Annotated in this window: 11 protein-coding genes; 4 read left to right on the forward strand and 7 right to left on the reverse strand. The window is 41.7% G+C overall.

What is annotated here, in order from left to right; genetic code table 11:
• Positions 1–55: 55 nt before the first annotated feature.
• Genes nadE through B3E92_RS13000 form a run of 3 tightly spaced genes read right to left on the reverse strand, consistent with a single transcriptional unit; the run spans position 56 to position 3,141 of the window.
• On the reverse strand, positions 56–838 hold the full coding sequence (gene nadE / locus B3E92_RS12990; protein WP_112374424.1) for an NAD(+) synthase: 783 nt from the start codon (positions 836–838) through the stop codon (positions 56–58).
• Positions 828–2,324, reverse strand: coding sequence for a nicotinate phosphoribosyltransferase (locus tag B3E92_RS12995; protein WP_286897142.1), 1,497 nt, complete (start codon positions 2,322–2,324; stop codon positions 828–830). The genes nadE and B3E92_RS12995 overlap by 11 nt, the downstream gene beginning before the upstream one ends.
• Positions 2,325–2,328: 4 nt before the next feature.
• Entirely contained in the window at positions 2,329–3,141 is an 813-nt protein-coding gene (locus B3E92_RS13000; protein ID WP_286897143.1) for a hypothetical protein, read from the reverse strand.
• Positions 3,142–3,830: 689 nt separating this feature from the next.
• Between B3E92_RS13000 and B3E92_RS13005 the strand changes: the two genes are divergently transcribed.
• From B3E92_RS13005 to B3E92_RS13015, 3 genes are read left to right on the forward strand one after another with little or no spacing between them, the layout of a single operon-like run.
• A complete protein-coding gene (locus tag B3E92_RS13005; protein WP_112374175.1) occupies positions 3,831–4,322 on the forward strand; it encodes a hypothetical protein in 492 nt (163 codons plus the stop codon).
• Between the two features lie 53 nt (positions 4,323–4,375).
• On the forward strand, positions 4,376–5,281 hold the full coding sequence (locus B3E92_RS13010) for a hypothetical protein (protein WP_286769754.1): 906 nt from the start codon (positions 4,376–4,378) through the stop codon (positions 5,279–5,281).
• A gap of 15 nt (positions 5,282–5,296) precedes the next feature.
• Entirely contained in the window at positions 5,297–5,974 is a 678-nt protein-coding gene (locus B3E92_RS13015) for a YiiX family permuted papain-like enzyme (RefSeq protein ID WP_070569578.1), read from the forward strand.
• An 18-nt stretch (positions 5,975–5,992) separates the two neighbouring features.
• Here B3E92_RS13015 and B3E92_RS13020 read toward each other — a convergent pair whose 3' ends face one another.
• The 3 genes from B3E92_RS13020 to B3E92_RS13030 are packed head-to-tail and all read right to left on the reverse strand — an operon-like array spanning position 5,993 to position 8,646.
• Complete coding sequence (locus B3E92_RS13020) at positions 5,993–6,964, reverse strand: Gfo/Idh/MocA family protein (protein WP_286897145.1); 972 nt, start codon at positions 6,962–6,964, stop codon at positions 5,993–5,995.
• Positions 6,957–8,168, reverse strand: coding sequence for a M20 metallopeptidase family protein (locus B3E92_RS13025; protein ID WP_286897147.1), 1,212 nt, complete (start codon positions 8,166–8,168; stop codon positions 6,957–6,959). The genes B3E92_RS13020 and B3E92_RS13025 overlap by 8 nt, the downstream gene beginning before the upstream one ends.
• Positions 8,169–8,208: 40 nt before the next feature.
• The gene (locus B3E92_RS13030) at positions 8,209–8,646 is read right to left on the reverse strand and encodes a sodium:solute symporter family transporter (protein WP_070569570.1); all 438 of its coding nucleotides are present in this window, start codon (positions 8,644–8,646) and stop codon (positions 8,209–8,211) included.
• Positions 8,647–8,871: 225 nt separating this feature from the next.
• Here B3E92_RS13030 and B3E92_RS13035 point away from each other — a divergent pair, with 225 nt between their 5' ends.
• Positions 8,872–10,065: an MFS transporter gene (locus B3E92_RS13035; RefSeq protein ID WP_286897149.1), complete on the forward strand. Its 1,194-nt coding sequence runs from the start codon at positions 8,872–8,874 to the stop codon at positions 10,063–10,065.
• A gap of 249 nt (positions 10,066–10,314) precedes the next feature.
• On the opposite strand, the gene B3E92_RS13040 is transcribed toward B3E92_RS13035, so the two are convergent.
• The gene (locus B3E92_RS13040) at positions 10,315–14,499 is read right to left on the reverse strand and encodes a hybrid sensor histidine kinase/response regulator transcription factor (protein ID WP_286897150.1); all 4,185 of its coding nucleotides are present in this window, start codon (positions 14,497–14,499) and stop codon (positions 10,315–10,317) included.
• Between the last annotated feature and the right edge of the window lie 3 nt (positions 14,500–14,502).

Raw genomic sequence — 14,502 nt, forward strand, 5'->3', positions numbered from 1 at the left:
TGTCCCTTGTTGCCTGTTATGAAGTGCTTGCGTCGACTTCTCGAACCATTTAAAATTAACCTTTGAATGTAGGCACCGCTGCAAACTTGTGGGCAGATTGTTGTATACGTTTACGAATAATTTCGTCTATAACCGGATCGCCCGATGTACCTTTTAAAATAAACCCATCGATTTGCGCATAGGTCATACCCAATTCCTCTTCATCGGTCTGCCCCTCCCAAAGACCAGCAGATGGACTTTTATACTGAATAGATTCGGGCACTCCCAAATATTTGGCTAAGGTATATACTTCCTGTTTGGTAACCATTGCCAGCGGGTTCAGATCATAGGCACCATCGCCCCACTTCGTAAAATAACCTACAGTAGCTTCGGCCATATTCCCCGTACCAATAACAAATCTACTACCCAATTGTGCTAATTGATACAAATACGTCATACGAACACGTGGACGAATATTAGCAAGGCTCAAAGCGCGGTTAGTGGCGGTAGCTTCTGCGACAAACTTTTCTTGATGAATGGCCAACGCATCCACCGCGGGTTGAATGTCAAATACATGAAATGGAAAATCAAATTTCTGAATAAGCTCCATGGCATGTTGATGGCTTTTACTTTTGTTCATATCACTGCCATACGGCATCAACACCAAGTGGACATCCACCTGTGCCAGCCGGCATAGGCAAGCGACAACACTGCAGTCTATTCCACCACTCATACCCAATACAAGTCCTTTGCGGTCGGCCGATTTCACCTGTTGGGCAATCCAGGATGCCATCAATTGTGCATACTGTGCAACGTTTTCATCCTGGATGAAAAACGGTTTGTTTACGCTATTTTCCATATACTCGAATTGTTTCAGTTCTTAATCTATTCCTTATTTCTTCAAAACGCGTTGTGCGTATAAATTCGCCATTCAGATAACATGTTTCCAGCAGATTTCGTTCACCCAGATCGGCGACCGTTTGCGGTGTAAGATCGTCTATCAAACGAAAATCGTCATTTTCAAAGACCACAGCGACCATCCCCTTTTGCGATTTTTTAAAGTTGCCAGTATCTGTAGCGGGACGTTTCTGTATCGCTTTAAACTCACCATTGACAATCTCAGCCGTCCCTTTTAACGCAAAGCCAAAGGTATCCCGTGTCACATACTGATAGGTATACGAACCTATGCCCAATATGGTATTCGTCGAGGCAAAACCCTTATCCAGCAAACCTTGACAGATCTTACCCGCTCGATCGACTGTAATGGAATCACCGTACACTACGCCAATATGGGGATCCAGCTCCTTAAAGCCTTTGCTGTTGGTCGTACCACCAAAAAGTTCAAACAAACGTTCGACGATACCTTTCTGCACAGTACTACGATCAGATGCAGCATCGCCACAGATAATCTTCACAGGATCGCCACTATCGGGACGAATAAAAACCTTCCCCTCCCTAGCCATAATAAGATCTTTCAATTGCGGCAATACATTGTCAACTACATTCCAGAGGTCGTAGGTATCCGATACGATGGAGATATTTCCACTTGGATACACCGTTGTGATTAAATGTCGAAATGCTTCTACCTCGTCCTCTCCGTACGAACACATTACACTGTGCTCCGTCGATGGGGTGTACATCATTACATCACTTTTTGCATGATAGTAGGATTTCAGATACTCCCGAACAGACAATGTAGCAGAGACACCGAAACTCAACAGATGTCCCCCAGCCGTACGATAAGCCGTTTCAGGAGAACCCATACCACGCATGGAAAAATCTCCGGCCTGCGTAAAGACTTTATTGACGTCGCCCGTTCTCTCGGCAAACCCCGTCAATAACCTTTTATAGCGATCTGCGATTGTCGCTGCAGTCATCGGTGACCAGATAAAAGCCGATAATTGTGTTTCCAGGTAACCCGGAAGCCAGAAAAAATCGGGATGTGTATTTTCAATCGTAAACATTGGTACGCCGACAGGAACCAAGCTTCCTTCCTGCAACGCATTTACCTTGATTGGAAGATACCCCAGCCGATGTAAGTCGCGAATATGTTTCGAATCATGCGTCGCCGCAAACTTCGCGTTTGTATTTTCAAAAACAGTTGCAATTGCCTCTTCGTAAGCCGCCACGACCTCTTCTTCCGGTTGAGCAAAAAAGTTTGCATCAAATGAATTGGTGATTTCGGCCAAGGCTCCCTGTAATCCAAAAAATACAACATGACTAATACCTTCTATGCGAGACATGCGTGGCGTCCAAGTCTCATAAACCCATTCCGTATGTGTTGGATATTGATCCTTATGACACAATTTATAACCATCTGTCCAAAGTATTGGATTCTTGCTCATTGATTTAAACATAACTTTCAGTCGTTAAGTTGATATAATTTATTTTTGGGTGCTCGGTATCCATCATGGAATTGGTGGTAAAGACACTGGTTATTGGTGAATCATCATCCAACAGGGTCCCTTTAAAAATTCGGGCTTCACAATGTGTGACCAAAAGATAAACTGCACTGGCTCCCATTTCTTTCAATATTTTCCCGGCCCAAAGAAATGTGCCACCTGCAGAACAGAGGTCATCGACAATAATACATTTTGCGCCGAGCGGAATATCTCCAGCCTTAAGTTCCATCCCTTCGATCCGGCCTGTTTGTGGATTTCGCTTTTTCTCAAAAACACAGCTATTTTCATAGCCGCTGTTGATGTAACGTGCCGCCGCTCCTTTATCCGGGAAAACAATCCGATCATTGTCCGAAAAATCAAGCTTTTCCATCAACTGTGGCAACCAGTCCAATGCCGGATAAATCCCAACACTGTTCACTAAAAGTTCCAGGGTAACGTGGGAATGCGGTTCGACCACAAACACCTGATCAAATTGCAAACTGTTGATAAACTCCGCCACATAGTTCAATGTGAATAAATCACCTTCTATTTTGCGATCCATACGGCTATAGGGCATATAATGGATCAATAACCGACAAGTTTCAGCTTCGGTTTCATCCAACCGCTTCTTGACAAAAAGCAAGCGGATTATGTCTCCATCTTCTTGATATGTAAATTCGACAAGGTTGTCTTTTAAGATCAACTGATCAAAATCTTTCACTTTTGTTTCCCCGTTTGGAAATTGTTCTGTGACTACCTGTTGCTTATTTAATACGATCATAGCTTTTAATTTTACTTTGTACTATTGAGTATTTTTTACTCAACAAATATGAGGATTAAATTTAAGCGCGCAAAATATATTGAGTACTTTTTACTCATAAAATCACAAAAACACCATAATACACTATCAATCAATCAAATAATTTAGAGAAAGTTAGTTTACTTAAAATTCATCCCCCATTTCTAACTATTGGTCCTAAAGCTGATCTCCTGATTCACCTATATTAAACCAAGCGTACCTATACCAAGTCGTATCTCATAACAATTTTTAGTCACTATTTAGACAGTGATCATTCATTAATTATACAGTCCACACTGAGTCATCACTGAACGAGCACTGAACAAGCACTGAACAAGCACTGAACAAACAATGTTAAAAGGTAGAATTTGATAGCTCGCTCATCCCCGTTTGGCTACACGGCATCCCGCTCTCCGTTTGATTGACGGGCAGAAAGAAAAATACGTGCGACAAGACAGAAAAATGCGATGGAAATATGGACTGCACAGGTCCTATAGGAGATGCTCAGGTGATAAAAAACTGCTGAGCGACAGTCTCCATAAAAATTAGCTGATTATAGGGATTGAAATTTTGCGATAAAACAAGATCTTTGTCTATACCAAAGTCAAAAAATTCTTTGTCAGCAAATTTGTGAGCCGGCGGGGGACTTTAGATTACTTTAAGCATAAAGCATGGAAATAGCCAATCTTATCAAACAGGATATTGAGTCAATCTTACAGATTGAATCTCAAGACATCAAACAGTTGGTCGAGGACTATCGCGAAGACTTAATGGATTCGGAAACCTATGACGCCATTGATGCGTACAATATGCTCTATTCGAATATTTATGAAATGTCCGAGGAAGAATACCTCGATGCTTTTCGCACGTTGGGAGAGGCCTATCCGAACTTTGGCAAGGCCGATGAAAATGACGTCCAAAAATCAATCGCTGAATTGGAACGATTAAAACATGCCTTTAATGAACTACAACTCCATACTACAGAAGGCAAACAGCTGCTCGCACTACAATTAGCCGTTTTGGAACTAGATATTCAGGTCTATCGAAAGCTTACCTTGTCGCCGACTACAATGGAGATACAAGCTGAAATCAATTTATTGGAATCCGAATCGTTTGGGTTAACCAATCAGATCAATCAGTTTTTAGAGCTATACCACGATTAGTCATGCGATCATTTTATACCATGAATCGCTTAGGGTTAAAAATAGGTCTTTGCATGCTTTGCTTACTAGCCGGTCTGGCAACATCGTTATTTGCCTACCAAAACAAGATCGTTTTTCAGTCACAGCAGCAGCCGGGGAGCAGAATACCCTTTTACATCACAGAGCAAGGAACACTTTGTTATAATTTGCATGCAGACAAGTTGGGCGTATACGCCATACAGATCAATCTCAACAGGCTCTTTCCCACCGCAACGACAGCGCATCTTCGTTCAAAACATTATGAATTATCAGACAGTACAATAACAATAATCAACTATGCTGAACCAGCTATCTCTATCAACTATAGGATTGCTAACAACACCTTTGTAATAGCCAAATCCTCCAATTGGCTCGCGGACTATCAACCCGAATTTCAATTTATCGCTTTGGACAGCCTCAGACACATGGAGAATTTATTCGACACGAACGATCTGAGCGGCCTCATGCAACTGGAGGTAGCCAAGCTCCCTTTTGAAAATATACTTTTATTTTTTAGTCAGCTGCATGGATTTTCCACAGTAGAGGAATTTAGCAGCAATGCCATTCATCGGATTTTAGAAAAGGGACAGTACGCTATCGCCAAACAGTTTCACCATTTATTTCTAGCTAAAAACAGACAATTCAATGATTTCGAAATCCTGAAGATAGCAATAGAAAAAAACGACATGGATTTTATCCGTAAAACTTGTTTAAATAGCCTGAACCGACTGGGTATTGATGAAATTAAAGCTGATTATAGCTTTACACAATGCACATTACTTGGAAAAGCTATCTTAATAAAAAACAAAATAATCGTAGATTATCTTTTGCAGAACGGTGCAAACACGGAGAAAGTATACCAATATGAATCCGACGTATTATCTGCTTTTCAACTTGCCGAAAGGACCAAGTCAAAGAAAATCATGAAACTATTTCAATAAGTCATCAATAAAACAATGAAAAAGACATTTATATACCTGCTATCGCTGATTAGCTTGATGTTAGTCACACTGATCTTTGCTGAGCCAATACATGCTCAACCAAAAAAAGTGGCCCCCAAACACGCAAAAGATAATGCGAAATTGCCCCCACTCAAAGATGGTGATATGATCTTTCAGTCTTCCATTTCACCGCAATGTAAAGCGATCCAATTAGCGACGCGTTCTCCGTATTCCCATTGTGGGATTATTTTTTATGAGAACGGTAATCCTTATGTACTGGAAGCCGTACAGCCCGTAACTGTAACTAAGTTAGAACACTGGATTGCGCGAGGGGAAAAGCAGCATTACGCGGTCAAGCGCCTCAAAAATGCAGATCAGGTACTGACCAATTCGACGCTGGCCAAAATGAAATCAATCGGCAAAAATTTTCTCGGAAAAAATTACGATGCTACATTCGAATGGTCGGACGATAAAATATATTGTTCGGAATTGATCTGGAAAATATACCAACGTGGAGCAGGCATCGAAGTTGGGAAGCTGGAAAAGCTGAAAGATTTTGACCTAAGCAGCCCCGAAGTAAAAACCAAATTGAAAGAGCGTTACGGCAACAGCGTCCCGCTGAATGAAACGGTCATATCACCAGCTTCGATTTTTAATAGTGCGTTATTGATCACGATTGCGAATACGTATTAAGCATACCTACACAGTTTTTTATTTTTGAAGCAGAACCGTCTTGCCGCCGTTTAATTTACTTTCTTCGGCGGCGTCTATAAAAGCGCATATTGCCAGGGTTTCCTTTTCGTCAACCGGACTTACACCCGTTTCGAAAAATGGAAGGATCTTATCCAACAAGGGACCGTATCCCATAAATTGCCCCAAATGGACAATCTGATCTTTCAAAAAAACCGTTCCACCAAAATCATCCTTCCCCTCACGAATGCCCCGAAGTGAGGCAATTCTTCCATCCGCCCAGTTCCCAACATAAAACGAGGTACCCTGTTCCTGAACAGTCTTTACCGAAAGACACCCCGTTCCCATCAATGCAAATAACATTTCGACCCCATGGATGCCATACCAATACAGATCCTTATGTGAAGGTTCCGTTACTGCCGGACAATAGACATCTGCTCCGATAACCTTAGTCCTATCCAATTCCTGAAGACCGATAATATAACGCAAGGAGCTTGACGAAAAAATAGGGCAACCATACTTTCTTGCAGCTTCAAAAATTTTGAAAGCGTCCACATAGGAATTCGCTATTGGTTTGTCAATAAATAAAGGTTTCTTTGCTTTAATCACTTGAAGTGCCTGTTCCAAATGGAGATTTCCATCATTTGTCTCCAAAAGTACATAATCTACTTTCTTCAATAGTTCGGCAATACTTGATACGATCGAAACCCCGAACTGTTGCACTTCCGCTGTAATTTTTGGAATACGCTCGATACTTAAAGGGATCGTTTTGCTTCCATAGGGGTAAGCCGCAACCACCCTGAATTTTCCATAGGGATGATTGCTGGCAGCCGTATTAATCGCTCTTGTAAAAGCAGCAGCGTGCGTAATATCCAGTCCAATGATCCCTATTTTTTTCACCTTCTCTTGCCTCGAGGACAGCTTGTTATTCGCATTAACGGCATAGGATAGTCCAAATGCAAAAGAGGACATCAAGAATTTCTTTCTATTCATTTGATTCATTCAAAAGAGAAATAGCTGCATTGACCAAAACAGCCATGGATGTTTCGAAAGCCTTTTCATCCAGATTGAACTGTGGATTATGAAGGCCATATTGCGTGGTGGAATCGTCGTTATTTGTCCCAATCAACATGAACAACGCCGGATAACGATAAGAATAATAAGCAAAATCCTCGGCCGCCATCCAGATTTCGAGATCTTGTGGCACACTATTCCCCATCGTTTCCGCAATAATTGTTTTGACTTTTTGCGTTAATGCGGGATCGTTATAAAGTGCGGGGTAACCATGCCGTACTTCAACTTCCACCTTTGCACCCAGCGATACGGGAAGCGTTGCCGCTATTTCAGCAACCATTTCCAGCGCCTCCTTGCGCCATACCTCATCCATGGTACGAAATGTTCCGGCTAATTTGACTTCCTCGGGAATAACATTGGCAGCACCATCCCCAATGAAACGACCAAAGGTCAATACAGACGGCACATCGGGGTTGGCTTTCCGGCTGACAACTTGCTGTAAGGTGGTGAGTAACTGCGCGCCGATCATAATGGGATCAACAGCCCGATGTGGCTCCGCAGCGTGGCCACCACGTCCCTTAATGGTGAAATAGAACTCGTCGCTCGAGGCCATAAATCGTCCCGAACGTAAACCGACTTTTCCTACAGAAACACGGGGACTTACATGTAACCCCAGCACAGCTTTAATCGTTCCACCAAAAGATTCCAGCATACCGGATTCCAAAACCTGAATCGCTCCGCCCGGAATCTTTTCCTCAGCAGGCTGAAATAGTAGTATAATTTTACCAGAAAACTCCGTTTTATAATCATTTAATATGGACGCCGCCCCCAAGAGATTAGCCGTATGAAAATCATGGCCACAAGCATGCATGACACCGCTATTCCTCGATTTATAGTCCACATCATTTTGCTCATGTATCGGCAAAGCATCAATATCAGCCCGTAATACCACAATATCATCGCTCGCCGATTTTTGTCCGGTCAGTACAGCCACAACACCTGTCTGAGCGACAAGCTCGAAAGGTAAACCCAGTTCGCGAACTTGTTGCTGAATATAGGCACTTGTCTCGTATTCTTGAAAAGACAATTCAGGATGCTGATGGATATGTCGGCGCATTGCAACGATTTTTGGAAAAACAGTCGCTATCTTGGCATTTAATTCTTTCAATATTGGGTCGATCATCTGGATAAGTTTTAAGAGTATAACAGGTCAACAAGTTAAGCTAAAAATAACGTACATAAAAATAGAGCACCAACACCGTTATAATAATCCACCATAAGGTCGGATTTCGAAAACCACGGTAAGCGGCTTTATCCTGATCCGGTACCTGAAAAGAATCGCCCGTCAACACCAGATTTTTTAATCTTGCTTCGGCGACCGCTGGTGTCAACAAACTGACCACAGCACAAGCAAGCATACAAGTCCAGAATACAATGCCTGTTCTATTAAAAAACGGCATTTCAGGTAAGGTGTATTCCAAAAGTAAAGAAAGGGGAATTGTCAGTAAACCTGCTGTTAAAGCACCCTGCGATGTGGTTCTTTTCCAAAATACCCCCATTAAAAACATTGTTGCGATGCCTGGCGTGAAAAGACCATACAGATTCATCAAATAAAGGAAAACCGGCTTATCCGAATAACTGATCAGTACAACCGCACTCATGGAACCCGCAAACTTCAGTAATTATTTCAAAAAACATGCTGGTATACCACCTCTAGCCTACCGCAATAAGCCTGTTTGATTTTCACAATAATTTGTTTGAATTCTATATCTTTCGAAACAGGCAATGAAGCTACTTTTGTCCACATCATATTTAGCAGGTCAAATAGAAAAAAGTGGCTGGCTGCATGAACGTCCATAGAGACGCGAAATTTAAAAAATTACAGGATGGAAAAAAACACTAAACCACAGCAATCTTTTATCCCGACGATACTAGCATTTGCACTTGTTCCGATTACGGGACTTGCCACCGATATTTATCTTCCGTCGATGCCACAAATGGCCCAGGAGCTTGGCTTGAATGAAAGCAAAATCCAGCTAACACTTTCGCTTTTTCTAATCAGCTATGGTGTTGCTCAGTTCTTTACAGGAGCATTGGTTGACGCTTGGGGAAGATATCGCATCAACCTGATATCACTTTTCCTTTTCATTGTCAGTTTCTGGATTACAGCAAGCACGCAAGATATTTGGGTTATTTACCTGATGCGTATTCTACAGGGCATCTTATCGGCATTCGTGGTCATCTCAAAAAGAGCCTATTTTGTGGATGTCTACGAAGGTGAACAGCGCAAGCACTACCTCAGCATTATGACCATCGTCTGGTCGATCGGTCCGATTGTCGCTCCTTTTATTGGCGGCTACCTTCAGACACAATTTGGTTGGCGTTCTAACTTTATGGTTCTGGCCGTTTACAGTGCTGTACTTTTCATCCTTGAACTGATCTTTTCTGGCGAAACAATCAAACAGAAGAAACCTCTCCATATCAACTACCTGATTGGCGAATTTAAAATGATGCTTAAAAGCAATGATTTTACCTTCGGTATAGTCATGTGCGGTATATCCTACGGTCTTGTCATGTTCTACAACCTCAGCGGTCCCTTTTTTATTGAACACCAGCTGGGCTATAGCGCAATCACAACCGGTTATACCTCGCTAATTATGGGCTTAGCTTGGATGTGTGGTGGTTTTATTGGTAAAGCCCTTATTAAAAGAGCCTTGGTTCCGAAGTTGAGAATCGCCAACTTCATTCAGATCAGCCTGATTGTATGTATGCTCTTGGTTTCACCTTACCTGTCAAATCTCTATACATTGACATTTTTCGCATTTGCTGTACATTGTACAGCAGGATTTATTTTTAACAATTATTTCAGCTACTGTTTAGGGAGGTTTCCATTGTCGGCAGGTATCGCCGGCGGATTGGTTGGCGGAATTACCTACCTGCTGACCTCTTCACTCAGTTACATCACGGTAAGCTTGGTAAACCCTTCTTCGCAGTTTCAGATTGGATTCGGTTATGGCATATTTGCGCTGTTGGGATTGACCACTTTATACGTTATTCATAAGTTGGTCAAAAGCGTATAAGCTATGGGCAGGTTCTTTCAGCGACAGGGCAATATTAACCTGTAGCTGGACAGCTACAAAACTATACTTAAAAGTTGAATTATTTTTAAAATAGTATTAAAAACAACTATATTTGTTGCATCATAATTTAGGTTTATAATTGGTTATTTAAGGTTTTCATTCTCCCCGTTTGAAAACCTTTTTTTTTGACCGAAAAAAAATTCAGTCTGCTGTCCTCGCTGCTGCTGACCAAATCACGAAAACCCTTGCTTATTTTTCTAAATTGCTACTTTCCTTTACACCGAATTTTTCAACATAGATACGTGGACTCTCCTTATAGAATTTCTTAAATGATTTGCTAAAATACTTTGGATCATTGAACCCGACCTGATAAGCCACCTCGCTGATACTCAAACCTGTATCGTTCACCAAAATATAGGCTGCTTTCTTGAGACGGACCATATTAATAAATTCAACCAGATTCAGTCCCGTTTGCTGCTTAATCTTGCGGTACAAAACAGAGCGGCTCACACCGATGGCTTTTGTAAGATCAAGCACGCCAAAATCTTCGCAGCCCAGATTTTCTTCAACAATCTTCAACACCTGATCCAAGAAACGAGTTCTTTCGGGCAGATCTGTTCCCTGCGCTCCAAGAAGATAATGCTGTACAAATTTTTCCTCCAACCTTTTCCGCGTCTGTAAGATGTTAGAAATTTTCTGAATGAGGTGCGGCATACTGAAGGGCTTGGTAATGTAATCATCTGTACCGATTTCAAATGCCTCTGTGATATAAGGATCAGCTGTGCGGGCTGTCAAAAGAATCACCGGAATATGATTTGAACTGCTATCATTTTTAATCTGCTGCAAAAGTGTGATTCCGTCACAGTTGGGCATCGTTACATCCGAAATGATAATATCGGGCTGTTTTGTTTGCACCAATTCCAAGGCCTCAATACCATCGTTGGCTTCCAAAACAATATATTTTTTTCGTAAATTTTCACATAGAAAACAACGTAGCTCCACATTGTCCTCGGCAACAAGTATGATGGGTTTATCTTCCTCCGCCGCAGGACGCTCAATTGCTGTTTTTGTAGTATCCACATAGGGCATACCGGCATCTGCTGGGTCAGCGCATATCATCCCTGGAGTATCCGTTAAGACCGGTAGCTCTTCGATGACGACAGCGCTCTGGGGCAGGCTGATCCGAAATACCGTATTGTAGTCTGTCGTTTCCTGTGCCATATTGCTTTCAACAGTGAGTTTCCCGCCGTGCAACTGGACAATGGAACGGCAAAGTGCCAAACCTATTCCACCGTTGGTAGCCGACAAGCCTTTTGTATTGGCCTGATAAAATTGTTCAAATACAAAAGGAATATCTTTGGGTGGGATTCCACGCCCGGAATCCCAAACGGAAACAAGCAATTTCTCCAACTCACCTTCCACTTCTAGCTCAACCTGTATCTTTATTTTACCCCCCTTATCCGTAAATTTAAACGCATTATAAATCAAATTGACAAGGACTTTTTCAAATTGTTCCGGATCGAAACCTGCAACGTAATTAGGACTTACCTTATTATCCAGAAAAAACTGAATATTATTTTTTTCGGCAATAAAGTGAAAATTCTGGCGAATGTTTTCCAAATACGTAGCAAGATGAACCTTTTGGCAAAACAATTTCATCTTTCCGCCTTCATGTTTTCTGAAATCAAGCAGCTGATTGACCAGATTCATCAACCGATCGGCATTTCTCGTCGCATAACCAAGGTGCTCCTGTGCATACGCTGAAAGCGATCGGTCGCCTTTTAATTGATTTAACGGCCCGATAATTAATGACAATGGCGTACGGAATTCATGGGAGATATTGGTAAAGAAATTCAGTTTTGCTTCATGCAGCTCCTCCTGTTTTTCCGAATCTATTTGCCGAATCAAAAGGTCCTGTTTCAATTTATTCCGGCCGTGGAAAAATCGGATAATCAAAAAACCGGCCGCAGCAAAAAGAAGAAAATAGCCGCTATAGGCCCACCATGTCTTCCAGGGTGCTGGCAGCACTTTAATCTTCAAAACCGTTGCCTTTTCGTTCCATACCCCATCGTTGTTAGCCCCCTTTACCCAAAGCTCGTAGGTACCAGGGTCTAAATTGGTATACGTAGCCACGGGATTGCTCACATAATTCCAGTCTTGATCAAAACCTTTCAGATAATACGCGTATTGATTTTTCTCCGGATGGACATAATTCAACACACTGAATTCGAGACTAAAAACATTTTGATTGTGATCAAGTATCAATTCATCCATCATGGATATATCTTTGGGAATAACAGCATCAATACCTGGGAGAACTGTTTTATTGAATAATTTCAGCTCTGTAAACTGAATGGGGGGAATATAATTATTGACACTTAAACTATCCGGATTAAATAGGGTGAAGCCGGAGAAACTTCCAAAGGCAAGTTTTCCGTCCCGCAACATTGCTGCTGCATTTTGAATATATTCGTTGCCAGGAAGACCATCGGTCTTCGTATAGGTGCGTACATGACCCGATAGGGGGTCGAAACAAGAAATCCCTGTATTTGTACTCAACCACAATTTGTTTTTCAGATCGCTCAAGATCGCAAAAACATTGTTGATCGGCAATCCATTTCGTTCATTGAACCTTTTGAACGCTTTCTTCTCCGGAAGATAGCGATTGAGCCCGCCCATATAGGTACCGATCCAAATCTGTCCTTTTCGATCTTCATGGATACTCACAATATCATTTCCGCTAATTGAAAGAGAATCTTTCTTGTCATTTAGAAAGGAAACAAATTTATTGGTACCGGCTAGTTTTAGATTTAACCCATTGGAAGTACCGATCCATAGATTACCTTTTGAATCCTCTAGCAAAGCGCGCACCATATTGGAGCTCAATTGCTTTCCTGCAACATCAAATGTCTGGAAAGATCCCACTTTCTGGTTTTTACGAAGCACCTGTAGTCCGCCACCGAACGTGCCAATCCAAATATCGCCATTGCGATCCTCTAAGATTGCATAGACATTATTGTTTGCCAGGCCATTACTTACATTGGGATCGAAACGAAAATGTTCATAGCCTTGTTGCCCCTTTCGTCTTAAATTCAATCCACCGTCATAGGTACCTACCCATAAGTTCCCACCCTTATCTAGACAGATGGACTTCACATTGTTATGACTTAGGCCATTCAGGTTATTTTTATCGTGACGTTCACTAAAAAACGAATTCGTACGCCGATTAAAATAATTCAATCCTCCACCCTCAGTTCCGATTACAAGTTCTCCCATTCCATTTTCAACAAAAGCGCTCACCACATTGTAACTTAAGCTATTGCGTTTAGCTTGATGGGTAAAATTCTGAAAATTGGGAATATCCTTGTCATAGATATTGACCCCTCCAAAATAGGTTCCGATCCAAATAGATCCCCTCTTATCCTGAAATATAGGACGAATGGAATTATTGCTTAAGCTATTGGGATTTCCATCGTCTGCCTGAATAAAAAGCAGTTTTCCATTTTGATAAACATATAGGCCATTGAATGTTCCGATCCAAATCTTTCCATCAACTGTTTTTTTTAAGGACCGTACATCTTGACTGGCCAAACCTGTATGATTGCCCGCTTCAGTTAACGAGGATATTTCGCCTGTATGCTCATTGATAATCCGAATCCCATTATATTTCGTGCCTACCCAGAATATACCTGGACTAACCTCCAATACGGCCTGAAACCGTTGATTAACTTTATTATCTACTGATTTCTCTTTGAAGTAAGTCCGTAGAACCTTTAAACTATTTCCATCTTTCGATGCGGCCTGCATGAGTACAATGGCATCATCAGTACAAAACCACAATCGCTTTCTGCGATCCTCATACACGGTTCGAAAATTACGATAGTATTCTTTTCCCTGGCTTCTTTCAACGGTAATCTCATTGAAGACCAATTCCGCTTCGAGATGCCGGCCCTCTTTAATCTTATACAAGCCTATATTTGTCGCAATCCAAATCTTGCCCTTGGAATCCTGAAAAATCTGATGAACGTTGACATCCATTTTTCCACTGCTACTCTCCACAGTAGGTAAGGGTATACGGATGAAATTGTCTGACGCACGATTGTATAAATTCAGTCCTGTCATTGTCCCTATCCAAAGCCGCCTTTTGTTATCTTCCGTAATCGCTTGAATAAAGTTGTGCTCTAAGGAAAGGCTATCTTGTGGATTGCTGCGGTAAATCGTAAACTTTCTGGCGTCGTACTTATTTAAGCCATCACGGGTACCGATCCACATAAAACCCAAATAATCTTGAGCAATAGCGAAAACGCTGCCCTGAGACAAACCTTCATTGACATCCAAGTGTAAAAAACGATAGTTTTTTTCCTGCGCATGCAAAACAGAAATTAACGCTAAAGCACAGCAAAAACAGCGCACAAAAACACGTAGTGGCATCATAAG

This window comes from Sphingobacterium sp. UBA6317 (assembly GCF_002440385.1).
In the GTDB taxonomy this organism is placed as follows: Bacteria; Bacteroidota; Bacteroidia; order Sphingobacteriales; family Sphingobacteriaceae; genus Sphingobacterium; species Sphingobacterium multivorum.

Excerpts from the sequence above, each read along its gene's own strand:
- B3E92_RS12995 (WP_286897142.1), bottom strand. The coding sequence starts at position 2,324 with ATGAGCAAGAATCCAATACTTTGGACAGATGGTTATAAATTGTGTCAT.
- B3E92_RS13010 (WP_286769754.1), top strand. The coding sequence starts at position 4,376 with ATGCTTTGCTTACTAGCCGGTCTGGCAACATCGTTATTTGCCTACCAA.
- B3E92_RS13000 (WP_286897143.1), bottom strand. The coding sequence starts at position 3,141 with ATGATCGTATTAAATAAGCAACAGGTAGTCACAGAACAATTTCCAAAC.
- B3E92_RS13040 (WP_286897150.1), bottom strand. The coding sequence starts at position 14,499 with ATGATGCCACTACGTGTTTTTGTGCGCTGTTTTTGCTGTGCTTTAGCG.
- B3E92_RS13025 (WP_286897147.1), bottom strand. The coding sequence starts at position 8,168 with ATGATCGACCCAATATTGAAAGAATTAAATGCCAAGATAGCGACTGTT.
- nadE (WP_112374424.1), bottom strand. The coding sequence starts at position 838 with ATGGAAAATAGCGTAAACAAACCGTTTTTCATCCAGGATGAAAACGTT.
- B3E92_RS13005 (WP_112374175.1), top strand. The coding sequence starts at position 3,831 with ATGGAAATAGCCAATCTTATCAAACAGGATATTGAGTCAATCTTACAG.
- B3E92_RS13015 (WP_070569578.1), top strand. The coding sequence starts at position 5,297 with ATGAAAAAGACATTTATATACCTGCTATCGCTGATTAGCTTGATGTTA.
- B3E92_RS13030 (WP_070569570.1), bottom strand. The coding sequence starts at position 8,646 with ATGAGTGCGGTTGTACTGATCAGTTATTCGGATAAGCCGGTTTTCCTT.
- B3E92_RS13020 (WP_286897145.1), bottom strand. The coding sequence starts at position 6,964 with ATGAATAGAAAGAAATTCTTGATGTCCTCTTTTGCATTTGGACTATCC.
- B3E92_RS13035 (WP_286897149.1), top strand. The coding sequence starts at position 8,872 with ATGGAAAAAAACACTAAACCACAGCAATCTTTTATCCCGACGATACTA.